Source organism: Chlorobiota bacterium (assembly GCA_016700335.1).
GTDB lineage: Bacteria > Bacteroidota > Ignavibacteria > OLB7 > OLB7.
This window is the reverse complement of the sequence record CP065014.1, coordinates 176,973-202,742: the sequence shown is the minus strand read 5'-3', so window position 1 is coordinate 202,742 and position 25,770 is coordinate 176,973. Positions and strand designations below refer to the sequence as shown.

General features: G+C 29.9%; 18 protein-coding genes. 1 reads left to right on the top strand and 17 read right to left on the bottom strand.

From position 1 onward, the window contains the following. Positions 1-4: 4 nt before the first annotated feature. From IPP08_00795 to IPP08_00715, 17 genes are all read right to left on the bottom strand, one after another. Positions 5-1,267 (bottom strand): asparagine synthetase B, encoded by a 1,263-nt coding sequence (locus IPP08_00795; GenBank protein ID QQS66749.1) that lies wholly within the window; start codon positions 1,265-1,267, stop codon positions 5-7. A gap of 63 nt (positions 1,268-1,330) precedes the next feature. Further along, positions 1,331-3,739 carry a choice-of-anchor B family protein gene (locus tag IPP08_00790; protein QQS66748.1) on the bottom strand — a complete coding sequence of 803 codons (2,409 nt, stop codon included), beginning with the start codon at positions 3,737-3,739 and terminating at the stop codon, positions 1,331-1,333. Positions 3,740-3,773: 34 nt separating this feature from the next. Continuing rightward, positions 3,774-4,676 carry a proline dehydrogenase family protein gene (locus IPP08_00785; GenBank protein ID QQS66747.1) on the bottom strand — a complete coding sequence of 301 codons (903 nt, stop codon included), beginning with the start codon at positions 4,674-4,676 and terminating at the stop codon, positions 3,774-3,776. Between the two features lie 68 nt (positions 4,677-4,744). Next, on the bottom strand, positions 4,745-7,081 hold the full coding sequence (locus IPP08_00780) for a YfhO family protein (GenBank protein ID QQS66746.1): 2,337 nt from the start codon (positions 7,079-7,081) through the stop codon (positions 4,745-4,747). A 218-nt stretch (positions 7,082-7,299) separates the two neighbouring features. After that, positions 7,300-8,772: a T9SS type A sorting domain-containing protein gene (locus IPP08_00775; protein ID QQS66745.1), complete on the bottom strand. Its 1,473-nt coding sequence runs from the start codon at positions 8,770-8,772 to the stop codon at positions 7,300-7,302. 72 nt (positions 8,773-8,844) lie between these two features. Next, positions 8,845-9,357, bottom strand: coding sequence for a hypothetical protein (locus tag IPP08_00770; GenBank protein ID QQS66744.1), 513 nt, complete (start codon positions 9,355-9,357; stop codon positions 8,845-8,847). 29 nt (positions 9,358-9,386) lie between these two features. Then, positions 9,387-9,740: a hypothetical protein gene (locus IPP08_00765; GenBank protein ID QQS66743.1), complete on the bottom strand. Its 354-nt coding sequence runs from the start codon at positions 9,738-9,740 to the stop codon at positions 9,387-9,389. A 369-nt stretch (positions 9,741-10,109) separates the two neighbouring features. Then, positions 10,110-11,582, bottom strand: a complete 1,473-nt coding sequence (locus tag IPP08_00760; protein QQS66742.1) for a T9SS type A sorting domain-containing protein — start codon at positions 11,580-11,582, stop codon at positions 10,110-10,112. Positions 11,583-11,654: 72 nt separating this feature from the next. Continuing rightward, positions 11,655-12,554 carry a hypothetical protein gene (locus IPP08_00755; protein ID QQS66741.1) on the bottom strand — a complete coding sequence of 300 codons (900 nt, stop codon included), beginning with the start codon at positions 12,552-12,554 and terminating at the stop codon, positions 11,655-11,657. A 393-nt stretch (positions 12,555-12,947) separates the two neighbouring features. Then, complete coding sequence (locus IPP08_00750; protein QQS66740.1) at positions 12,948-14,294, bottom strand: T9SS type A sorting domain-containing protein; 1,347 nt, start codon at positions 14,292-14,294, stop codon at positions 12,948-12,950. Positions 14,295-14,296: 2 nt separating this feature from the next. Further along, positions 14,297-15,058 carry a hypothetical protein gene (locus tag IPP08_00745; protein ID QQS66739.1) on the bottom strand — a complete coding sequence of 254 codons (762 nt, stop codon included), beginning with the start codon at positions 15,056-15,058 and terminating at the stop codon, positions 14,297-14,299. Positions 15,059-15,403: 345 nt separating this feature from the next. After that, positions 15,404-16,738 carry a T9SS type A sorting domain-containing protein gene (locus IPP08_00740; GenBank protein ID QQS66738.1) on the bottom strand — a complete coding sequence of 445 codons (1,335 nt, stop codon included), beginning with the start codon at positions 16,736-16,738 and terminating at the stop codon, positions 15,404-15,406. Beyond that, positions 16,735-17,517, bottom strand: coding sequence for a hypothetical protein (locus tag IPP08_00735; GenBank protein ID QQS66737.1), 783 nt, complete (start codon positions 17,515-17,517; stop codon positions 16,735-16,737). Before IPP08_00735 ends, IPP08_00740 begins: the two co-directional genes overlap by 4 nt. Positions 17,518-17,778: 261 nt before the next feature. Next, entirely contained in the window at positions 17,779-19,113 is a 1,335-nt protein-coding gene (locus IPP08_00730) for a T9SS type A sorting domain-containing protein (protein QQS66736.1), read from the bottom strand. Continuing rightward, entirely contained in the window at positions 19,110-19,892 is a 783-nt protein-coding gene (locus IPP08_00725) for a hypothetical protein (GenBank protein ID QQS66735.1), read from the bottom strand. The genes IPP08_00730 and IPP08_00725 overlap by 4 nt, the downstream gene beginning before the upstream one ends. 342 nt (positions 19,893-20,234) lie before the next feature. Next, on the bottom strand, positions 20,235-21,590 hold the full coding sequence (locus IPP08_00720) for a T9SS type A sorting domain-containing protein (protein QQS66734.1): 1,356 nt from the start codon (positions 21,588-21,590) through the stop codon (positions 20,235-20,237). Then, entirely contained in the window at positions 21,587-22,354 is a 768-nt protein-coding gene (locus tag IPP08_00715; protein ID QQS66733.1) for a hypothetical protein, read from the bottom strand. The genes IPP08_00720 and IPP08_00715 overlap by 4 nt, the downstream gene beginning before the upstream one ends. Before the next feature lie 442 nt (positions 22,355-22,796). Here IPP08_00715 and IPP08_00710 point away from each other — a divergent pair, with 442 nt between their 5' ends. Continuing rightward, positions 22,797-25,721: a T9SS type A sorting domain-containing protein gene (locus IPP08_00710; GenBank protein ID QQS66732.1), complete on the top strand. Its 2,925-nt coding sequence runs from the start codon at positions 22,797-22,799 to the stop codon at positions 25,719-25,721. Positions 25,722-25,770: the final 49 nt, after the last annotated feature.

The window sequence follows — 25,770 nt, the reverse complement described above, 5'->3', positions numbered from 1 at the left end:
AAATTTATGTTTTTTGTTTTTTCTTTCTAGCCGATGGAAAAAGAATATTGTTTAAAATGAGCCTGTAACCTGGAGAGTTTTTATGTAATGATAAATCTGTTGGTGGATCATTTATTGCATGTTGATAATCTTCTGGATCATGGCCACCATAAAATGTAAATGTACCTCTTCCAAAATTACCAGTTAAATATTTTACTTCATCAGTACCTTCTTTTTCACCAAGAACAATAACGTTTTTCTTGATATATTTTTTATGGAAGGACGTTGTTTGCCCCATAAATCCATTTATAATATCTGAATGACATTGAGTTAACATTGTTGGAACAGGATCATTTTTTGCAGAAAAATCAAACAAACTAAATATATCAGTTGAAGCTGAACTACCAAAACTTGTTTCTACATCAATTGAAGAAAATTCATATACTAATGGGCTTTGAACTATAGTAAAATTTTCAAAAGCAATTGTCTGATTAAAATCCAGTTCTTTATCTATATTCGGAGAAGCTGGATCACCATCAAAAATTGATTCACAAATATCTGTATTTTGAGCTGCTAAAGCTATGTCATAACTGTCTGTAGCTGAACACATAGCGAACATAAAGCCACCATTCCCAATATACTCTTTAATTTTTTTTGCAACAGCTAGTTTTAGTTTTGATACTTTTTTAAACCCCAAATCACTTGCAGTTTTTTCTAACATTGCGACTTGTTGTAAATACCAAGGAGCATTTGCAAAGCTAGAATAGAACTTCCCATACTGACCTGTAAAATCTTCATGATGCAAATGCAACCAATCATACTTTGAAAGTTTTCCATCTAATACTTCTTTGTCCCATATTTTATCATATGGAATTTCGGCATATTCCATTGCCATTGTAACAGCATCATCCCATGGTTGAAAAGTTGGGGGCACATAAATTGCAATTTTAGGAATTTTCTCTAACCTTACAACATCCATATTTCCCGCATCTGACTGAACCTCATTATAAATTAATGTTGATTGAGCTCCGCTTAGAGTTTCAAATGAGACTCCTCTAATTCTGCATTCAGCAGCTGTTAAATCTGAATAATCACAAAGGAAAGAACCTCCTTTGTAATTTAATAACCAGTCAACTGTTAAATTTTTTGAAACAGACCAATATGCAATTCCATATGCTTTCAAATGATCATTCTGAGTTTTATCCATTTGAATAAGTAACTTAGTCTGAGATTTTAAAGATGAAAAAGAAACAATTATTAAAATAAATGACAAGTAAAAATATTTCATCTATATAGCTAAATAATAATAATTTTTCTACAAACAAATTTACTTTTACAAATTAATATTAAATTATTTAACTACAGTTATTGGTACGCTTTGTATAGCTTCTTTAGTAGTAATAGTTACAAAGTACGAGCCAGATTGAAGTTGATTATTTACTTCAAAATTATTAACCACATTTACCAATTTACCTGAATGTAATATGGCTAATCTATCACCTTGAACGTTATAAATTTCTATTCTATAATCTTGATTTAAATTTTTAGAATTTACAAAAACTTGAATTGAATTCTTTTCCTTAGAATAAAATGCTGATAAATTTACTTTATCCGATTTAATTTCTATTGGTAATTCTGTTGTTCTATTTTTTTGTAAATAAAAATTATCAATTCCAACAATCATTGTTGCTGTACCAAGCACATCACTAGTTTTAATTCTAACTTTCATTCTATTATTTACCCCAATATAATCACGCAATTTAAGCTCAATATGTTGCCATCCACCTCTACCTATTGCAGAGTCATTTGTAGCTAACTTATACATTGTCACCCATTTAACACCATCATCATTTGAGACTTGAATTCTTAGAGAGTCTCTAACTGTGTCTTTTTTATAATGAACAAACCAAAGTTCTAAATCAAGTTTTGGGTCTTCATATTCAATCAAGTTCATTGTTGGTGTTGTTAGTACAACTGATCCTTTATTCACATCTACCTCTGCTGGAGGAGTGTTGTATGGTGGATTGCCAGTAAGGTAAATATAACCTCCTGGATTACCAGAAGCCTCATTCGGAGGATAAGCCCATTGAGCTTGCGAAAATGGAAGGTAAGGCTTTAATCTTGTCCATTGACCAGTTAGAGCGTTGTCAATAGAATCTGATGTTTTCCATCCTAAATCTAAAGTAAAATTATCTCTATAGGTATGTGTTAAATTTACAGTAAGGACTTGATTATTTTGAACAACATTAATACCCTTATAACCTTGATTATATCCCCACTTTCCAACATTTACCCAATATGTTTCAAATCTTTGTAATTTTATTTTTGCTTCATTACCCACTGATGGAGTTGAACCAAAAATAGGTTCTATTGAATACTGAAAATCTGAAATAGGGTTATTATTCTCATCAACAGCCTTTATTATTACCTCATATAATTCTTCTGGATTTAATGGGATATTTTTTACTTGATTCCCTTTAATTAAATCATTATAAACAAATTTATTATAACCTAGTTTTGTTGTTATAAAAGAAATAGAATCATCATCCACGCCACCAATATAATATTTCCCTTGAGCATCTGATTTTATATTTGATTTTTTTCCATTAATCATTACTTCAAATTCTGCATTTGCAATTGGTTTGTCATCAATTTTATTTAATACAATACCAGAAAAAGAACCACCTGATTTAAGTCTTAAGTTCATTACCCATAACCCTGTTTGTCTGTCACTTGACACAATTTTATTTGATTTTCTAAACCAAAAACTTTCCCATACTCCATTATATTCATTTTTACTCTGACCTGGATAAGTATCATAATAAGCAACTTCACGAGGATGATATGGATCAACCATATCAATTAGCCTAACCCCTGCTGTGTACCATGAAACCAAAGCATAGTTTCCATACGAATGTACGTTATGAACAATATCGTCTATATTTGGAGTAAATTCTGCAACCTTAGAAACATTTGTTAAATCTCCAATACTCCATATTTTAAGCGTCTTTGGAGTAAATCCAATTTCATCTGCACTCATTAAAAATTTACCATCTTGAGTTGGTTCAGCGTTATGTGGACCGGAGTAAGGATATGTAATAGTTGTTAATAGTTTTGGATTTAATTTATCTTTAACATTATAAATATCAATACCTTGACCATAAATTGCACATCCGTATAAAGTATCACCCCGCTCATATGCATCATGATAATAATATGGTTTTACATCACCAACTTTAACTGGATGTGTTGGATCAGGTTCCAAATCTAAAATCAACGCCCCTCCATTTACTTTTGTTTCTGCTCTAGTACCCATAACATACAACAAATGACCTTGTATAAATAAAGTATGTGAGCTAAAGAAAAAAGAGGTATCAGTTCTTACTAATGAAGCCTTTGCTGGAAGATTAGATAAATCAATAATTTGCAAACCTGTTCCACTATCTCGTGATTCAGTTCCAACATAAGCATAATTTTTATAAACTTTCATTTCTCTCCATGTACTTCTTGGTCCCCAAATATATTGACACATTTTGATAGGTTTCTCTGATATGTCATAAATATACGTTCCTCTTTGTCCCCCAAAAATTGCATATTCATGTCCATTAGGAGCTGTATAACCCCATAGTGCCGAATGCGGACCAATTGAATCTACTGTAACATGATCAAACAGACTCATATTTTTTGAATCATTAGTTTGAGCATTTAGATTGAAAGCAAACAGAACACAAATACTGACGAGTTTTAAAATAATTTTCAATTTATTTATAAAATATAATAGATGTAAATACAAATTAATCTTTCGAGAACATTGCTCTAAATACATGACCTGCAACTTCTGGATTTTCCTTGAGTCTTCTAATTGAATAACCATACCAATCTAATCCAAAAGGGACGTAAACTTGCAGATCATGACCCTGTTCAATTAGTTCTTTTCGTTTATTTTCACGAACTCCAAGGAGCATTTGAAATTGATATTTTTCTTTTGGATAATTCATTTCTTTTATCATTTTTCTTGCTCCATTAATTAACACATCATCATGAGTTGCAATTCCAACAAAACAATTATTTTCAAAAATTATTTTTAGGCATTTTAAATAATTATCTTGAATTTCTTTTCGATCTTTAAAAGCAATATCTTCAGATTCATTATAAATCCCTTTGCATAATCTAAAGTTAACATTATCTTTTACTAAAGATAAAATATCACTTTCAGATCGCCTCATATAAGCTTGAAGAACAATTCCTATATTATCTGGGAATACAGCTTTTATGCGTCTTTGAAGCTCAATTGTTTTTTGAGTGAAAGGAGAATTTTCCATATCTGTTCTTACAAACAAGCCGAGTTCATTTGCTCTTTTAACCACTTTAAACAGATTGTTGTAAGCAAATTCTTCATCTATTCCTAACCCAAGTGATGTTAATTTAACAGAAAGTTCTGCCTTTAAATTACCATAACTTATTTGATTTAACACTTCTATAGATTGTTCAGTTTCATTTAATGCAACTTCACGACTTTCCACAAATTCACCTAATACATCTATTGTTACTGATGCACCTTCTTTATTAAGAGCAGTGGTTATTTTCATTGCGTCTTCAATAGAAACCCCTGCTATATATTTTCCAGCAATTTTTTTTACAATTGCTTTTGGAGTTAATGGTAAAAATTTTACTATTATTTTATCTAATATACTCAACTATCTTATTTATTAATTTGATTAAAGAAATATTTCTGTAAAATTTCAAATTCCGGAAACAATAATTGTTAGTTTATCTGAGAAAGTTTTCTATTTTTAATGCCGAACAATATTGTACATATAACAGCAATTAAGCCACTTATAGAGGTTATAATCAATCCATTATCATATGCAACAGATTCATATTTAAATTCAACTTTATGTTTTCCTGATGGAACTTCAACCCCTCTTAAAGAATAATTTGTTCGTAATAAGTTTGTTTCTTTCCCATCAATAAATACTTTCCATGCAGGAAACCAAATTTCGCTTAACAACAACAAACCATTTTTATCTGTTTGTGCATCAATTGAAATTTGTTGATTATCATAAGAAGTTATATTGGCAGTGCCAACACCATCAGCACTTAGATTTAACTTTTTGTCGCTATTAACAACTGCTGTTTTTGAGAAATCCATTGATGGATCTTTCATTAATTTACTAGCTGATGAATCATCATTTGTAACTATAGCATTATACACAAACCTTACATGTGGGTAAGCTGTTTTCCTTTCAGTTAAACCAGCCCCTCCCTTATCGTCAGTTTCAATTCCAAATTTTACATTTAACAAATCATTCGAAGTTGATTCATCTTTAGCTGGAGGAATAATACGTTGAAGCAACAAAGGATTATAACCTTCAATAAGCATAATATCACTTATACAACCTTGATTTCGTTTCATCAACATACCTTGCTGATTACGCATATTTACTCTAAAAATATCTTTTGGTGGATTTGACTTTAAACCTTGCATACTCGGTTCATCGTTTGTAGCCTGATAAACTTGTTCTGGATTAACCATACCCTGATTTTGTTTGATTCCAAATGCAAATAAATCAATAATTGTTAGTACAAGTATAGCAATTACAGCCCCAAATTTTGGGAACGAGCCTTTAAGAACTAAATATGAAATAATTCCAACCGCAGCACCAATAATTAATGCAATCACACCACTCGAAGAAGAACTTTGAAGAATTTCTTGAGTAGCTCCAAAAATTTTAGGTATAAATCCAGTAACAGTTAAAAGACCTAAAAACGCTACTAATAGCCCACTTATCAACCCAACCTTAGCCAGTTTGTTCTTTTCTATTAAATTACTATTATTTGAAATTAGCTCATCTAACCCAAACCCTGAAAGTACCGATGCCCCTAACACAAGGAAACTAGCCATTCTAACTGGATTTCTAAAGAGTTTGAAAAACGGAAGATTCCAAACTAGAGAATGAATAAAAAATTTATCTCCCATTCCATAAAACAATCCTAATAATCCCATACCTAACAAAAACCACCTCAAACCACCTAATCGATTGCTAGCAAGAGCTACAACCATCAATATTAATCCTACAACTCCGAAATAAACAACAGTTTCCCAATAATAATATCTTTGTTTGCCTTCAAACCAAAACTCTGAATCTGGCTTTGGTTCAGCACCAGAATACCCCAGCACCTTTGGCAATACTAAAGTAAATATTTGAGAAGGAGACATTGCTCCATCTAATGCTTGTTGATAAGTCATTTCAGCTCTTCTTGAAATTGGTGCTAGCTCTTGAGCTGGAAGAAATTGAATTGCGTAAATACCGACTCCTAACACTACTGGGATTATCATATTAATTATTGCACTTACAATAGTTTTCTTTTTTTCAGGATTTCTAAAATCATTAATCAAAATAAACATTGCCAACGCGCCTAAGAAAAATACTATATAAAGCGTCATTTGAGGATGACCGCTAAGCAAGGTAATACCTAATACAATAGAACATAAAAATGAATAATAATAATTCCTTTCAGTAACTCCTTTATAAAATAAAGCTACAATTAAGGGGAACCAAGCTAAATGAATTAATACTGCGTGGTGAATCATTCTTACAACTAAAAAACCACTTAACCCATAAGTTAACCCAGATAAAATACCCCCCCAATTTGATGCACCTAATGTTTTAGAAAGCTTCCAAGCTCCTACCATTGCAATAAAATAATGCACCACCAAAAAAACTTGCAACAAATGAACACTCAAATTCCCTCCACTTAATAAATAAACAAGTTGATGACCAATATAGAAAAATCCATTTTGCAAATCTGCTGTAAATGGCATACCTGCAAACACGTAAGGATTCCAAAATGGTATATGACCCGAATGAAAACCTTTTGCAGCAAAATGTTGGAATGGGTAATACATTTCCATAAAGTCTTCCCACATAAAAACATTCCCTGTGATGTGCCCCCAGAAGAATACTGTTGAGATAATGGCTAAAACTGCTACTGCAACATAATTTGATATTACTGGAACTGGCTTGCCGATACTTGTTTTATTTGGAGAGCGTACTGAAATAAATTCTACTTCATTTTTTTTTGAAGACTGCTTACTCATTTGTAGTATTTAAATGTGCCGTAATTAGATATTGTTAAAATATATTTGATAACAAAAATAAGTAATCAATCAATACTTTAATAGATATGAATTTGAATTATTATTTCTAACAATTTAACTGATAAAATTTCAATTGTTATTCTCAACATTTTTTTCGTAAAAAAAATCCCCTCAACAACTTTTTGTTATTAAGGGGATTATACTTTTTTTCCCAAGATTTAATGTACCACCTCAATCTTCTCCACTCTTATTCCTCCCTTTGATTTTATTGTTATGAAATATATTCCTCCCTTTATTTCTGTTACATCTATCTCATATTCTTCTGTTCCTGTTATTGTTCCTATTCCCTTATAACTCTTTATTTCTTTCCCAAATACATCCCGAATTGTTAGCTCTTCTTCTCCTGGTTGTAATCTTACTTTTACTGTTGTACTTGTTGGGTTTGGATATAAAATCAATTCTCCTTTTTTCTTTTCTGCTTTATTTCTTACTTCTGATATCGGATCCGATAATTTAGCTAGGTATAAATTCAAACCATCTCTACCATATATTATTATATTTCCTAATTCATCTATTAAACAATCTGTAATTTTATTATTAATCATTTTTGGGAAATCTTGTTGCCAAAGTCTATTACCATTTTTATCAAAACTAGTAACGTAAAAATGTCGAGTACTACTTGTTGAATCTATCATTTTTACTACTTCTCCAGCAACAATAAATCTTCCATCCTTTGTTTCTTTGACTTCTGAAATATTTGTCTCTTTTGCATCTAATATCGATATATCTTTCTGCCATAACAATTTTCCTTTTTCAGATAATTTATATAACATTGCTATATCTTTTTTATTTGATATAAGAGATCTTTCTACTCCTGCGAATACAAATAATTCTTTTTCTTTTGTTTCGATTATTCCTCGAACTGCGTACTCTGTATCTATTCCTAAAGTTATATTCCATTTTTCTTTATAATCCGATGAAATCGAAATCACATTAAATCCATTATTAAAAAAACTTCCTTTAATACCTCGAATAGAACCTATTATAAATCCATTCTCTTTTGTTATTGATATTACAACTGGAAAATATGTATATATCAAATTGTTTAAATAAAACATCTCATCTTCAATTATTCCATTACTATCTGCAATTGTTAGTTTTATTACACTTGTATCATAATTGATACCAAAATTAAAGTTACTTGCATCTATAAAACCATTTTTAAATTTTGTTATTGGATGATTTATAATTACTCTGACTGTTTTTCTTGAAATTGAAGTATCTAATAACTCACTTATTTTCACACCATTATAATCAATATTTACTAAATAAAAAAAATTATATGAAAGACTAAAATTACCTAATATTTGATATCCAAAATTCTTTTCAGTTAAAATTATTGGGGTCATTTTTAATTGATATTTTCCAATCCAAGTATCAAGAAATTCTTTCCTCCATAATTGGTCACCATTTTCATTTGTTTTAATTACTACACCATCATAAGTGTAAAGTTGAGTTTTATCATCGTAATTTTGTTTTGCTCCTGCTATTAAATATCCTTTATCTTTTGTCTGAATAAATACTGTGGAATTACCACTTACTTCGCCTAACGAAAATCTCTTCTCCCATTCTAATCTTTGAGATATCAAAATAGCTGGACTTGAAAGTAAAAATATTATAATTAATTTCATAAATTTTTGATAAGTTAATAATTTATAGGGTAAAGAATTATTTCCTTTACCCTAAATGTAAAGTTTATTATACTAATGATTATTGACGTTTACACTTTTTTTGTTATCAATAATTTTATTTTTAATAATTTTTACTGATTTATTTGTGTTAACAACATTACTGAATTTTTTAATATCATTTTCTATATTTAAAAACTCAGCATTTTCACACCAATCCCTACAAGGTAATACTTTAGCACCTATTGGGAAAACTAGAGGGTTAGTACCACTACAATTTATTTGTGCTGTACTGTCAGCTACAGGCAATTTGCTATAACTATTAGTGTTAAATGGATATTCTATATATTTTATACAACAAGCTAACCCACATGGTTTGTAGTCGATAGTCCAACTTGGCTGTGATACTACTGGTGGATTATTTGGATTTACATTTGGATCTGGATTAAAAATTGGTAAGGTTTTATATATACCAATCATCATACAAACCTTTTGAACGTTATTTATAACTTTAATGTCTGCTCCACTATTCTGAGAATAATACCAATTAATTGCAATTCTAAAAAATAAAAAATCTCTAAGTTTCATATATTTATAGAATAAGTTAGTATCATTTGCTAGAGTATCCCTAAATACAAACATTCATTGCAGATAATTATTCTTTTAATATCTATGAAAACATTTGTTCCACATATCCTCAATTCGTAATCAACAAAAACTCTACAATCATTGCTATCTGGTGGAGAAGATGCTGGACCAGGTGGGTTCTGATTAACCCAAATTGTATCTCTCTTTGTTTCTACTTGACAATTAGTTGTAGGATAACATGGAACTGGTACTACTTGAAAAGGATTTAATGGGGGTAAGTTAACTTCTCCCTCACAAGGATGTGAATCTAATCTAAATGTTTCATATCCATCATGAAATTTTTTTTGTTGGTTGTACGGAAATGTTTTGATAGTATTACCCAAGAAAATAAAAACTATTAATAGACTTAATATTAAAATTTTTAATAATTTTATTTGTCTGAGGTCTGAGGTCTGAGGTCTGAGGTCTGAGGTCTGAGGTCTGAGGTCTGAGGCTTTTGGTTTGAGCCACTTCTAGAGCTTTGTTTTGTTCCATTTTGTTTGTTGGAATTTGTGGTTAAAAAACAGTTATTTTTTTTGTTAAAACGAGTGTTATTTATTAACAGGGGTTCTAACTATTTTTCTTCTTTTGGATTTATCAAATCTAATTATTTGTTTTGGTTTGGCAATATTATTTTTTACTGCTTTTATTTTTTATAAAATCCCCTCAACAACTTTTTGTTATTAAGGGGATTGTACTTTTTTTCCCAAGATTTAATGAACCACCTCAATCTTCTCCACTCTTATTCCTCCCTTTGATTTTATTGTTATGAAATATATTCCTCCCTTTATTTCTGTTACATCTATCTCATATTCTTCTGTTCCTGTTATTGTTCCTATTCCCTTATAACTCTTTATTTCTTTCCCTAATACATCTCGAATTGTTAGCTCTTCTTCTCCTGGTTGCAATTTTACTTTTACTGTTGTACTTGTTGGGTTTGGATATAAAATCAATTCTCCTTTTTTCTTTTCTGCTTTATTTCTTACTTCTGATATCGGATCCGATAATTTAGCTAGGTATAAATTCAAACCATCTCTACCATATATTATTATATTTCCTAATTCATCTATTAAACAATCTGTAATTTTATTATTAATCATTTTTGGGAAATCTTGTTGCCAAAGTCTATTACCATTTTTATCAAAACTAGTAACGTAAAAATGTCGAGTACTACTTGTTGAATCTATCATTTTTACTACTTCTCCAGCAACAATAAATCTTCCATCCTTTGTTTCTTTGACTTCTGAAATATTTGTCTCTTTTGCATCTAATATCGATATATCTTTCTGCCATAACAATTTTCCTTTTTCAGATAATTTATATAACATTGCTATATCTTTTTTATTTGATATAAGAGATCTTTCTACTCCTGCGAATACAAATAATTCTTTTTCTTTTGTTTCGATTATTCCTCGAACTGCGTACTCTGTATCTATTCCTAAAGTTATATTCCATTTTTCTTTATAATCCGATGAAATCGAAATCACATTAAATCCATTATTAAAAAAACTTCCTTTAATACCTCGAATAGAACCTATTATAAATCCATTCTCTTTTGTTATTGATATTACAACTGGAAAATATGTATATATCAAATTGTTTAAATAAAACATCTCATCTTCAATTATTCCATTACTATCTGCAATTGTTAGTTTTATTACACTTGTATCATAATTGATACCAAAATTAAAGTTACTTGCATCTATAAAACCATTTTTAAATTTTGTTATTGGATGATATATACCTACTCTGAGTGTTTTTCTTGAAATTGAAGTATCTAATAACTCACTTATTTTCACACCATTATAATCAATATTTACTAAATAAAAAAAATTATATGAAAGACTAAAATTACCTAATATTTGATATCCAAAATTCTTTTCAGTTAAAATTATTGGGGTCATTTCTAATTCATATTTTCCAATCCAAGTATCAAGAAATTCTTTCCTCCATAATTGGTCACCATTTTCATTTGTTTTAATTACTACACCATCATAAGTGTAAAGTTGAGTTTTATCATCGTAATTTTGTTTTGCTCCTGCTATTAAATATCCTTTATCTTTTGTCTGAATAAATACTGTGGAATTACCACTTACTTCGCCTAACGAAAATCTCTTCTCCCATTCTAATCTTTGAGATATCAAAATAGCTGGACTTGAAAGTAAAAATATTATAATTAATTTCATAAATTTTTGATAAGTTAATAATTTATAGGGTAAAGAATTATTTCCTTTACCCTAAATGTAAAGTTTATTATACTAATGATTATTGACATTTACACTTTTTTTGTTATCAATAATTTTATTTTTAATAATTTTTACTGATTTATTTGTGTTAACAACATTACTGAATTTTTTAATATCATTTTCTATATTTAATAACTCAGCATTTTCACACCAATCCCTACAAGGTAATACTTTAGCACCTATTGGGAAAACTAGAGGGTTAGTACCACTACAATTTATTTGTGCTGTACTGTCAGCTACAGGCAAATTTCTATAACTATTAGTGTTAAATGGATATTCTATATATTTTATACAACAAGCTAACCCACATGGTTTGTAGTCGATAGTCCAACTTGGCTGTGATACTACTACTGGTGGATTATTTGGATTTACTTTTGGATCTGGATTATAAATTGGTAAGGTTTTATATATACCAATCATCATACAAACCTTTTGAACGTTATTTATAACTTTAATGTCTGCTCCACTATTCTGAGAATAATACCAATTAATTGCAATTCTAAAAAATAAAAAATCTCTAAGTTTCATATATTTATAGAATAAGTTAGTATCATTTGCTAGAGTATCCCCTAAATACAAACATTCATTGCAGATAATTATTCTTTTAATATCTATGAAAACATTTGTTCCACATATCCTCAATTCGTAATCAACAAAAACTCTACAATCATTGCTATCTGGTGGAGAAGATGCTGGACCAGGTGGGTTCTGATTAACCCAAATTGTATCTCTCTTTGTTTCTACTTGACAATTAGTTGTAGGATAACATGGAACTGGTACTACTTGAAAAGGATTTAATGGGGGTAAGTTAACTTCTCCCTCACAAGGATGTGAATCTAATCTAAATGTTTCATATCCATCATGAAATTTTTTTTGTTGGTTGTACGGAAATGTTTTGATAGTATTACCCAAGAAAATAAAAACTATTAATAGACTTAATATTAAAATTTTTAATAATTTTATTTGTCTGAGGTCTGAGGTCTGAGGTCTGAGGTCTGAGGTCTGAGGTCTGAGGTCTGAGGTCTGAGGTCTGAGGTCTGAGGCTTTTGGTTTGAGCCACTTCTAGAGCTTTGTTTTGTTCCATTTTGTTTGTTGGAATTTGTGGTTAAAAAAACAGTTATTTTTTTTTGTTAAAACGAGTGTTATTTATTAACAGGGGTTCTAACTATTTTTTTCGTTTTGGATTTATCAAATCTAATTATTTGTTTTGGTTTGGCAATATTATTTTTTACTGCTTTTATTTTTTATAAAATCCCCTCAACAACTTTTTGTTATTAAGGGGATTGTACTTTTTTTTATCTTGCTTTAATGAACCACCTCAATCTTCTTCACTCTTATTCCTCCCTTTGATTTTATTGTTATGAAATATATTCCTCCCTTTATTTCTGTTACATCTATCTCATATTCTTCTGTTCTTGTTATTGTTCCTATTCCCTTATAACTCTTTATTTCTTTCCCTAATACATCTCGAATTGTTAGCTCTTCTTCTCCTGGTTGTAATTTTACTTTTACTGTTGTACTTGTTGGGTTTGGATATAAAATCAATTCTCCTTTTTTCTTTTCTGCTTTTACTTCTGTTATTCTTGGCTGGTAAAAAAATGGGGTACCACTAGATGTAATAGCAAATCCTAATTCACCAATAAAACATGATACAATAAAAGATTCATTTGCAAAGTTTTTATTATAATAATCTGATACCCATATTTTTCCTCCATCAGTAGTTTTTAATATCTCCGAAAGCCCTCCCATCAAACCATTTAATGAATCTTTAAAAGAAATAAATGGATATCCACCTCTTTTTAAAATTGATCTAATTTCGCGGTTTACAATTTCCCAATTCAAACCTCCATCTTTTGTTTTGAATAAAATTGGGATTTGTAAATTAGTTATAGAATCAGAATTAAACCCTGATAAAAATCCATTTAAACTATCACTAAATGAAAAATTACATAAAGTTGTTTTAACATCTATAAGTGGATTTGTAATTATATTCCAATTTTCACCACCATCAATAGAAGTTGCAATTCCTTCTTTATTAAGAGTCCAAGATACTAATGTGCAAATTAATCTATTTTTACTTAAACAAATTAATTCACTTATTAAACAATCATTCCAACCGCCTAAAAATCTGTTATTTATTTCTATCCATTTTAATCCTCCATCTGAAGTCTTAAATATTCTGTCTGGACCAGTATTTGAAGTACATAAATACCCATATTTCTCATCAATCATTGATATTTTTCCCTGCCAACCTGCTTGTGAAAAACCTGAATTTAATTTTGCAAACTTATATTTAGCCCAAGTTTTACCTCCATCTATTGTTCTGACAACGTACCCACTATCATATTGTGCAATTGAAAAATTCTTTTTTGGATATGAAATGCTTTTTGAATATAAGTGCCTACCAGTACTTGAATCAGTATAAACAACTTTCCAAAAATGACCACCATCCTCAGATTTAAAAATACTTACATATCCATTATCTTTACCATAAGCAACTATCATTTTGTTTAAAGAATCAGATGAAGAAATATCTGATAGCCGAATATTTGTTAGACTTTTGCCTATAACCCATTCTCCACTTTGGGCAATTAATTTTCCTAAGAATATTGTTATTAGAATGAGAATAACTATATTTAATTTGATATTCATAATTAATTATAATAAGGGGATTTGAAAGTAAAACTAGAATCAGAAAACCAACAATCTGGTACACATGGATTTGTAACTAAGGTATTATTTGGAATACTATTACTACAATCTGGAAGAGTTTGTTGATCTAAAATAGGAGAAATAGTGTAAATAACTTTAGTTTGTTCTTGGTTCCAAAATGCACAAAAATTAAAAGTAGCTTTACAGCAGGTTGGTGAACAGTTTATATAAACTTTTTCACCAGGTAAAATTGGTATTAAATTAGGTGTTGGTCCAACTAAGTTCCATGGGTTATAATCTGTGACAAATGCAACTGAATTCCCGTTTGGATCATGCCCTGGAGTATTGTAATAATTAAATTCTTGTTTACATGAACCACTAAATATTCTTATATTATTTACACATGGATTAGTAATTGTTGGAACACATTTCAACCCATTTGTTATTTGATTAGCTTGTAATAAATAACAAGCTATCGAATAATTAATAATTATGCTTTTACTGACAGTAATTGTTGGACAAAATCGTAATTTATAAGCAGTAATATAAATATAACATTTACCACAACCATAAGCTTCTTTGTAGTATAATCTTACTGAGCAATTAGAATCTATGTTTTGGTTTATATTTCCTGGAAAAACAGTCATAGAATCATAATGCCATACCAAATCTGTGCATTCATTACCTATGCAAGGTGGTGGACTTATAATTGGATCCTGTGCTAATAATAAATTGGTACTGAAAAATGTAAAAATTACTCCCAAAATAATACAAAGTATTTTAGTAGTTATTTTGCGGTCTGAGGTCTGAGGTCTGAGGTCTGAGGTCTGAGGTCTGAGGTCTGAGGCTTTTGGTTTGAGCCACTTCTAGAGCTTTGTTTTGTTCCATTTTGTTTGTTGGAATTTGTGGTTAAAAAAACAGTTATTTTTTTTTGTTAAAACGAGTGTTATTTATTAACAGGGGTTCTAACTATTTTTCTTCTTTTGGATTTATCAAATCTAATTATTTGTTTTGGTTTGGCAATATTATTTTTTACTTCTTTTATTTTTTATAAAATCCCCTCAACAACTTTTTGTTATTAAGGGGATTGTACTTTTTTTTATCTTGCTTTAATGAACCACCTCAATCTTCTCCACTCTTATTCCTCCCTTTGATTTTATTGTTATGAAATATATTCCTCCCTTTATTTCTGTTACATCTATCTCATATTCTTCTGTTCCTGTTATTGTTCCTATTCCCTTATAACTCTTTATTTCTTTCCCTAATACATCTCGAATTGTTAGCTCTTCTTCTCCTGGTTGTAATCTTACTTTTACTGATGTACTTGTTGGGTTTGGATATAAAATCAATTCTTCTTTTTTCTTTTCTGCTTTTACTTCTGTTATTCTTGGCTGGTAATATAATGTAGTTACATCAGTAGCTATTGCTATTCCAAGATTCCCTTTTATCCTTGAAACAAAGTAAGAGTCACCCCCATCGTTCAATGTTGAATATTCACTATTCCATGTATGCCCACCATCTGTAGTGTTCAATATTTCACCTGTTCCACTTATTATTCCGTTTAATGTGTCTTTAAATGAAATTCTGGATATTCCTCCTCTTAACAATAACAATCTTTTATCCCTTTTTACTTCTTCCCAATTAATTCCGCCATCTTTTGTTTTATATAATAATGGGAATTTAGTTTTTTTTATTGAATCACTCTTGTAACCTACTAAAAATCCATTTTGTTCATCAATAAATGAAAACTCTTGTAATGTTATAGTTGAATCAAACAATGAATCTGAATTTAATGTCCAATTTAATCCTCCATCTATGGAAGATACAACCCCATATTTTATAAGTTTATTGGAAGTTGCAATACAAACAATTTTATTTTTACTTAAACATATCATGTTTTCAATAGAACAATTCACCCAATCGGTAGGAAAATTACAAATTAAATCTTTCCAACTATTACCTCCATTTTCTGTTTTAAAAATTCTATCAGGTCCAGTATAAGCTGTACTTAAATAACCATATTTTTCATCTACCATTGAAATTAAACCTTGCCAACCAAATATTGATGATGGTGCAGTCATGTTTGTAAACTTATTTACACTCCAAGAATTTCCACCATCAGTTGTTTTAGCTAAATTAAAATTATCAAACTGTGCTATTGCAAAATTTTTTGTTGGATATGAAATACTTCTTACTCTATTTGAAAAACCATTACTAATTTGTACAGTACCTTTAAATACAATTTTCCAACTTTTTCCACCATCTTCTGTTTTTATAATTGTTCCACCATCTCCATCTGCAGTTGCCATTGCATTTAATGAATCAGCAACAGACAGGCTTGTAAAATATAAATATTTAAAGCTGTTAGAATGTACCCAGTCTCCTTTTTGAGCAAACAAATTATTTGCTATTATTAGCAATAGAAAAATTAAGTTGTATTTCATTTATGTTCTGGTTTTAGATAATAGTTTGATGCTTTACTAAAGTTCCAAGTATTAAACCAACAGCTTGGCAAACATGGATGCAGTGTTTCATAAGGATCCACAGGTGAAACTGAATCACAAGGTGGTATTAAAGTAGTATCTGATTGTGATATCATTGACCATGATATTTGAGATCCTGATTGATTAAATGTTACACAAATTTTATATTTTGTTTTACAACAAATTGGTGAACATGGTACATAGACTGTTTCACCAGGCAAAATTGGGATAAATGTTGGAGTATTTGGACCTAAGAAACCCCATGGTGATATAACTGGCACATATGCAGCACTACTGCCAAATGGGTCGTGCCCTGGTGTATCATAATAATAGTAAGCTTTCATACATGAACCTGATGATACTTTTACATTTTCTATACATGGTGTAGTTTTTGTTGGTTTGCAAGCATTTTCCATTAACATAATCTGTAACAAACAAGCATTTAATAATAAAGATTTATTTGTTTCAAAATTATTGTTACATCCATGTACTTTATATGAAACAATTGAGAATTTGCAAAGATTACAACTAGTACTTACTTTGTAATCTACAATAATATAACAAGAATCCCCTAAATCCAAACCCATGCTAGTAAAATCAGGTTTATTAAATTGTGCAGTTTTATGGTACCATATTTCACCTTCACATTGATTATCATTACAATGCGGAGGGGAGGTCTGTTCAACTAGAACTTGTGCTAATAATAAATTGGTACTGAAAAATGTAAAAATTACTCCCAAAATAATACAAAGTATTTTAGTAGTTATTTTGCGGTCTGAGGTCTGAGGTCTGAGGTCTGAGGTCTGAGGCTTTTGGTTTGAGCCACTTCTAGAGCTTTGTTTTGTTCCATTTTGTTTGTTGGAATTTGTGGTTAAAAAAACAGTTATTTTTTTTGTTAAAACGAGTGTTATTTATTAACAGGGGTTCTAACTATTTTTCTTCTTTTGGATTTATCAAATCTAATTATTTGTTTTGGTTTGGTGTACTTTTTTTCCCAAGATTTAATGAACCACCTCAATCTTCTCCACTCTTATTCCTCCCTTTGATTTTATTGTTATGAAATATATTCCTCCCTTTATTTCTGTTACATCTATCTCATATTCTTCTGTTCCTGTTATTGTTCCTATTCCCTTATAACTCTTTATTTCTTTCCCTAATACATCTCGAATTGTTAGCTCTTCTTCTCCTGGTTGCAATCTTACTTTTACTGATGTACTTGTTGGGTTTGGATATAAAATCAATTCTTCTTTTTTCTTTTCTGCTTTTACTTCTGTTATTCTTGGCTGGTAATATAATGTAGTTACATCAGTAGCTATTGCTATTCCAAGATTCCCTTTTATCCTTGAAACAAAGTAAGAGTCACCCCCATCGTTCAATGTTGAATATTCACTATTCCATGTATGCCCACCATCTGTAGTGTTCAATATTTCACCTGTTCCACTTATTATTCCGTTTAATGTGTCTTTAAATGAAATTCTGGATATTCCTCCTCTTAATAATAACAATCTTTTATCCCTTTTTACTTCTTCCCAATTAATTCCGCCATCTTTTGTTTTATATAATAATGGGAATTTAGTTTTTTTTATTGAATCACTCTTGTAACCTACTAAAAATCCATTTTGTTCATCAATAAATGAAAACTCTTGTAATGTTATAGTTGAATCAAACAATGAATCTGAATTTAATGTCCAATTTAATCCTCCATCTATGGAAGATACAACCCCATATTTTAAAAGTTTATTGGAAATTGCAATACAAACAATTTTATTTTTACTTAAACATATCATGTTTTTAATAGAACAATTCACCCAATCGGTAGGAAAATTACAAATTAAATCTTTCCAACTATTACCTCCATTTTCTGTTTTAAAAATTCTATCAGGTCCAGTATAAGCTGTACTTAAATAACCATATTTTTCATCTACCATTGAAATTAAACCTTGCCAACCAAATATTGATGATGGTGCTGTCATGTTTGTAAACTTATTTACACTCCAAGAATTTCCACCATCAGTTGTTTTAGCTATATTAAAACCATCAAACTGTGCTATTGCAAAATTTTTTGTTGGATATGAAATACTTCTTACTCTATTTGAAAAACCATTACTTAATTGTCCAGAACCTGTAAATACAATTTTCCAACTTTTTCCACCATCTTCTGTTTTTATAATTGTTCCACCATCTCCATTTGCAGTTGCCATTGCATTTAATGAATCAGCAACAGACAGGCTTGTAAAATATAAATATTTAAAGCTGTTAGAATGTACCCAGTCTCCTTTTTGAGCAAACAAATTATTTGCTATTATTAGCAATAGAAAAATTAAGTTGTATTTCATTTATGTTCTGGTTTTAGATAATAGTTTGATGCTTTACTAAAGTTCCAAGTATTAAACCAACAGCTTGGCAAACATGGATGCAGTGTTTCATAAGGATCCACAGGTGAAACTGAATCACAAGGTGGTATTAAAGTAGTATCTGATTGTGATATCATTGACCATGATATTTGAGATCCTGATTGATTAAATGTTACACAAATTTTATATTTTGTTTTACAACAAATTGGTGAACATGGTACATAGACTGTTTCACCAGGCAAAATTGGGATAAATGTTGGAGTATTTGGACCTAAGAAACCCCATGGTGATATAACTGGCACATATGCAGCACTACTGCCAAATGGGTCGTGCCCTGGTGTATCATAATAATAGTAAGCTTTCATACATGAACCTGATGATACTTTTACATTTTCTATACATGGTGTATTTTCTGTTGGATTGCAAGCATTTTCCATTAACATAATCTGTAACAAACAAGCATTTAATAATAAAGATTTATTTGTTTCAAAATTATTGTTACATCCATGTACTTTATATGAAACAATTGAGAATTTGCAAAGATTACAACTAGTACTTACTTTGTAATCTACAATAATATAACAAGAATCCCCTAAATCCAAACCCATGCTAGTAAAATCAGGTTTATTAAATTGTGCAGTTTTATGGTACCATATTTCACCTTCACATTGATTATCATTACAAGGCGGAGGGGTAGTCTGTTCAACTAGAACTTGTGCTAATAATAAATTGGTACTGAAAAATGTAAAAATTACTCCCAAAATAATACAAAGTATTTTAGTAGTTATTTTGCGGTCTGAGGTCTGAGGTCTGAGGTCTGAGGTCTGAGGTCTGAGGTCTGAGGCTTTTGGTTTGAGCCACTTCTAGAGCTTTGTTTTGTTCCATTTTGTTTGTTGGAATTTGTGGTTAAAAAAACAGTTATTTTTTTTGTTAAAACGAGTGTTATTTATTAACAGGGGTTCTAACTATTTTTTTTCTTTTGGATTTATCAAATCTAATTATTTGTTTTGGTTTGGCAATATTATTTTTTACTGCTTTTTTTTTTATAAAATCCCCTCAACAACTTTTTGTTATTAAGGGGATTGTACTTTTTTTCCCAAGATTTAATGAACCACCTCAATCTTCTCCACTCTTATTCCTCCCTTTGATTTTATTGTTATGAAATATATTCCTCCCTTTATTTCTGTTACATCTATCTCATATTCTTCTGTTCCTGTTATTGTTCCTATTCCCTTATAACTCTTTATTTCTTTCCCTAATACATCTCGAATTGTTAGCTCTTCTTCTCCTGGTTGTAATCTTACTTTTACTGTTGTACTTGTTGGGTTTGGATATAAAATCAACTCTCCTTTGTTCTTTTCTGCTTTTACTTTTGTTGTTCTTGGCTGGTAATAGAATGAATTACCTAAATTTGTAATAGCCAATCCATGACTACCTTTAACTTTTGTTACTTTAAACCCTTGGTTAGCGGCTTTTATCCTATCATAATATTCTGATTCCCATGTACTTCCTCCATCAATTGTACTTATTATTTCTTCACGAGCCCCCATTACTCCATTTAAAGAATCTGTAAAATAAATACTTGAGGGTCCACCTTTTTTTAAAATTGATTTATTATTCATTTTTATTTCTTCCCATTTTAATCCACCATTGTTCGTTTTAAATAACATTGGAATTTCAATTTTAGTTAATGTATCTAAATAATATCCCATCAAAAAGCCGTTTACACCATCTAAAAAAGAAAATTTAGTAAAATGGCATTTATTCTCGAATAAATCATTAGTTATTATTACCCAATTTTTCCCACCATTTAAAGAAGTTGCAATCCCATAACTATTAAGTGCCCAAGAATCTAAAATACAAATTATTTTATCTTTGTCAAGACAAATCAAGTTTTCTATTAAACAACCATCCCAACCATTTAAGAATTTATTATTAACTTCTATCCAATTTGTTCCACCATCAATTGTTTTGAATAATTTATCTGGAGCAGTATTAGAAGTACTTAAGTACCCTATTTTATCATCTTTCATGGAAATAATTCCGTTCCAACCAGTCAGTGAATATGGAGGATTAATATTTGTAAACTTATATTTATCCCATGTCAAACCTCCATTAGTAGATTTAACTATGTACAAACTATCAAATTGAGCTATTGCGAAATTCTTTGAGGGATAGGAAATGCTTTTAACAGATAAAAACTTACCTTTACTTGAATCTAAATATACTCTTTTCCAAGATCTACAGCCATCTTCTGATTTCATTATAGCACCATTACCACTTAAATCAGTAATTGCGATCATACTATTCATTGAATCAGCACTAGTAAAATCTGAAACACTACTAAGATTAGCTTTAGAAGTGAATACCCAATTACCATTTTGAGCTTTAACTATATCTACAATGAATAACATAATTAATAATACTATTGCTGTAATTATTTTAGTTATGTTTTTCACTTATGAATTGGTTTTGATATTGTTTTATAAAAATTTGAAAACCAACAATCAGCTATACAAGGTCTGTTATCATTCGTATATGATACTGCTTCAGAACAGTTTGGGGTTAATCCAGAATCTGGAGTTGAAATCAAAGTATAAACTACAACTTCTTGATTAGCCACTATACCAAAAATAGCACAAAATTGATAAGTTGCTTTACAACAAACAGGTGAACATGGTACATAAACTGTTTCCCCAGGTAGAATTGGAATATAAATAGGTACATTAGGTCCTAAAAATCCCCATGGTGAAATAATTGGTACATATGCAACTGTATTACCATTTGGATCATGTCCTGGGGTATCATAATAATGGTACTCTTGTTTACAAGCACCTGTAAAAACTCTGATTGAATTTACACATGGTGTTTGTTTAGAAGGCTTACAGGAATTTGGGTCACCCATTACACTATTAACTAAAATATTCTCAAGTGCACCATTCAATATCTGTTGTTTAAAATTATTGAAACCTACACAATTAATTATCTTATATCCTATAATTGAAAGATAGCATTTTCCACATCCTACAGCATGTTTAAAATACATTTTAATGGTACAAATTTCTTGTGGGACTTGATAATTAAACAGTTGTGGTTGAACAATTAATGAATCATAATGCCATACCAAATCTGTGCATTCATTACCTATGCAAGGTGGTGGACTTATAATTGGATCCTGTACTAATAATAAATTGGTACTGAAAAATGTAAAAATTACTCCCAAAATAATACAAAATATTTTAGTAGTTATTTTGAGGTCTGAGGTCTGAGGTCTGAGGTCTGAGGTCTGAGGTCTGAGGTCTGAGGCTTTTGGTTTGAGCCACTTCTAGAGCTTTGTTTTGTTCAATTTTGTTTGTTGGAATTTGTGGTTAAAAAAACAGTTATTTTTTTTTGTTAAAACGAGTGTTATTTATTAACAGGGGTTCTAACTATTTTTCTTCTTTTGGATTTATCAAATCTAATTATTTGTTTTGGTTTGGCAATATTATTTTATTCAATTTTAAAATTGTTTTTTATAAAATTATTAATTTTAACAATCTTAAATTATTATCGATTTTTTATTGGATGTTAAGATCTCATTAATTAACTACATTTTTTCATAACTAAAGTTTTATTTTCGTAATTAATTATATTTGAAACACTTCAAAAAATTTTTTGTTGTAATTATGAAATTTATTTCTACATTCTTTATCTTTTTTTGTTTTATAATCCCAACTTTATTTACGCAGGAGGCTAATAACTATGAGCGTTCCAGACCAAGTATAGATCCAGATTTGGATAATGAATCCATTCAAAAAGATACTGAAAAAGAAGACTGGTTTAAATATATTTTAGGAGCAAATGCAACTGAGAATTTCTATTTTCTAAACAAGAATATGGTTGTTGAACCTCCAGCAACTACAAGAGCACAAAATGAATCTTCCATTGCTATCAATCCAACTGACCCTAACAACATTATTTCATCGGCTGTAGATTACCGAGGATGCGTTTTTTATATTTCGAATGATGGTGGCAAATCTTGGAGAGATACGGTGTTTACAGACATTAAATATATGTATGTTAAGGATACAATTAAAAATGGAATACAAAAAAAAGATACTTCTTTTAAATCATGGAAAATTGGTAATGATCCGTCTGTTGGGTTTGATGATAAAGGGAATTGCATAGTAATGTATGGTGCCTTTCCGAGTGGTGTTTATACTGGTGAAAGCGGTGTTTATTTAAGCAAATCATCAGATGGTGGGAAGTCTTGGATTAACCACATTAAAGTTATTGAACATAAAGGAACCATGAGTAAAGATTCAGCTTTTGAAGACAAATATTACATACAAATTGATAATAGCAAATCATCGAATTATTATGGTAGAATGTACACTCCTTGGAAGCGTGTAACAGATCGTGATAGTGCCACTCAAATTGTTTTTACGTATAGTAAAGATGGCGGGATGAATTGGTCAACTCCTGTAAATGTAAGCCCAAGAAAAACTGGTATATCAACTGATACAACATTTGGACAAAGCTTCCCAATTTCTTCAACAGGACCTTTAGGTGAAGTTTATGTATGCTGGAATGATGGTCCTTCCAGGTCAATAGGATTTTCTAAATCGCTAGATGGTGGGTTAACTTTTTCAACTCCAACTTATATTATAAAAAATTATTCAACTCTTGGTACTCCTCGTAAAGTAAAGGATAGTTCAGTTTATCATGTTTTAAAAAATACTTTTCGAGCTGAAACTTACCCAACATTATGTGTTGATAATTCAAATTCAAATAAAAAAGGTACTATTTATTTAGCTTATGCTTCTGGTACTTCACCAAAAATTAGATTTACTAGTTCAAGTGATGGTGGCAACACTTGGAGCATCCCAAAATTAGTTCACTCTGATTCAACAAATGATAAATGGTGGCCCTGGATGAACGTTGATGTAACAACTGGGGATATTGCTATAACCTATTCAGATAGTCGTGATGATCCAGAGAACATAACTGTTGAACAATACGTCTCTTACAGTAGTGATGGAGGTGATTCATGGATTGATAGAAAGATGAGTGACTTTGCAAGTGATTACAGAAAAAATCCTTTTGTTGATAATATCTTTGCTGGGGATTATAGTGGGAATTCATTTTATAATGGAAAAATTTATCCTTCTTTTTTAGATACAAGAAAAGCTAAAACTGGATCACTTGAAAATGATGTTTATACTGCAGTTGTTTCTTTATACAAACCGCAACCAGTTTCTAAATTTAAAGTTACTGGTTCAATAATAAATGTAAATCAAGCAACTTTAATTTGGGAGAATCCTTCAATGGAGACAATGTTTAAAAAACCTGTTGTTGATTATTCACTTTTAATTGAGAAAGATGGAAAACCTTTAATCACCTTACCCGCTGGTACTATCAAATATATTGATTCAGTTAGTGATGTTAATAAAGAGTACAAGTATTCAATGAAAGTAGTAACTTCAATTGATACTAGTCAAGAAAGAACAGCTATATTTAATCCTAGAAATGTATTAATCCCTTCTCCACCAAAATTTTCTGATGTTATTGGTTATCAACCTGAAATTGAGCTCCCATTATTTATTCCAAAATACAGAGCTGACTCGGCTACAGCCTTTAACAATCCTAAAAATTATAAAATATTTAGAGATGGAATTTTATTGTTAACAGAGCCTATTTCTATAAATGATACTGGAAAGATATTAATACTAAAAGATTCTCCTAAAAGAGGTTATTATAAATACAATGCAGTTCTAACAGATTTATCAGATAACGAAAGTAAATCTTCTGATACTATTTTAGTTTATGTTGGTGATGGTTCACCTTATAAAGAAAATTTCGATTTGATTACTCCTAAGTTTTTAATTCCTAAAGGTTGGGGAACAACTCAATCTATTTCACTTAGTGCACCAAATTCATTTACTGATTCACCAACAGGAAAATACTCTCCAAATACAAACAATGCTATGCAAGTATATCCAGTGGAAATTACAGACGTAGGAATTGAACTTCAGTTTTCACATATTAGTATTGTAGATAAAGGTGATTCTGCAATCGTTGAAATGAGTTTAGACAAAGGGAAAACTTTTAACAAAATTGCAAGTTACAATTTGAATTCTTATCAAGAATGGAAAGATTCATCTGCAAATAATAGTGATTGGAAAAGAGAATTTTTCACTCTAAAAATTCCACCTACACTTCCTCCAGGAAAATCTTATGCAATTGTAAGATTCAGACTCAAAACGTCAGCTTTGAATGAGTTAGATGGATGGTATATTGATGATATAGAGTTTGGTAAAACTGCAAATATAAATAGTAATTTAACTGATGAAAAATTTATAACTACTGTATCACCAAATCCTTTCAAGAACACAACTATGATTACTTATTTTTTACAAAATGAATCTAAAACTAGTTTTTATTTATATGATAATCTAGGGCGTGAAGTGTTATCAAAGCCCTTAATTAATGGGATTAAAGGATACAACTTCATTACATTATCAAGCGAAAATCTTTCAAACGGTATTTATTATTATTTAGTTAAATATAAAAAAGATATTTGTCGAGGATCTATTTTATTATCTAAATAAATAAAATAGATTAAATAAAATAATCACATTTTATTTCATCTAATTTATA

Excerpts from the sequence above, each read along its gene's own strand:
- IPP08_00795 (QQS66749.1), bottom strand. The coding sequence starts at position 1,267 with ATGAAATATTTTTACTTGTCATTTATTTTAATAATTGTTTCTTTTTCA.
- IPP08_00780 (QQS66746.1), bottom strand. The coding sequence starts at position 7,081 with ATGAGTAAGCAGTCTTCAAAAAAAAATGAAGTAGAATTTATTTCAGTA.
- IPP08_00775 (QQS66745.1), bottom strand. The coding sequence starts at position 8,772 with ATGAAATTAATTATAATATTTTTACTTTCAAGTCCAGCTATTTTGATA.
- IPP08_00770 (QQS66744.1), bottom strand. The coding sequence starts at position 9,357 with ATGAAACTTAGAGATTTTTTATTTTTTAGAATTGCAATTAATTGGTAT.
- IPP08_00760 (QQS66742.1), bottom strand. The coding sequence starts at position 11,582 with ATGAAATTAATTATAATATTTTTACTTTCAAGTCCAGCTATTTTGATA.
- IPP08_00750 (QQS66740.1), bottom strand. The coding sequence starts at position 14,294 with ATGAATATCAAATTAAATATAGTTATTCTCATTCTAATAACAATATTC.
- IPP08_00740 (QQS66738.1), bottom strand. The coding sequence starts at position 16,738 with ATGAAATACAACTTAATTTTTCTATTGCTAATAATAGCAAATAATTTG.
- IPP08_00730 (QQS66736.1), bottom strand. The coding sequence starts at position 19,113 with ATGAAATACAACTTAATTTTTCTATTGCTAATAATAGCAAATAATTTG.
- IPP08_00710 (QQS66732.1), top strand. The coding sequence starts at position 22,797 with ATGAAATTTATTTCTACATTCTTTATCTTTTTTTGTTTTATAATCCCA.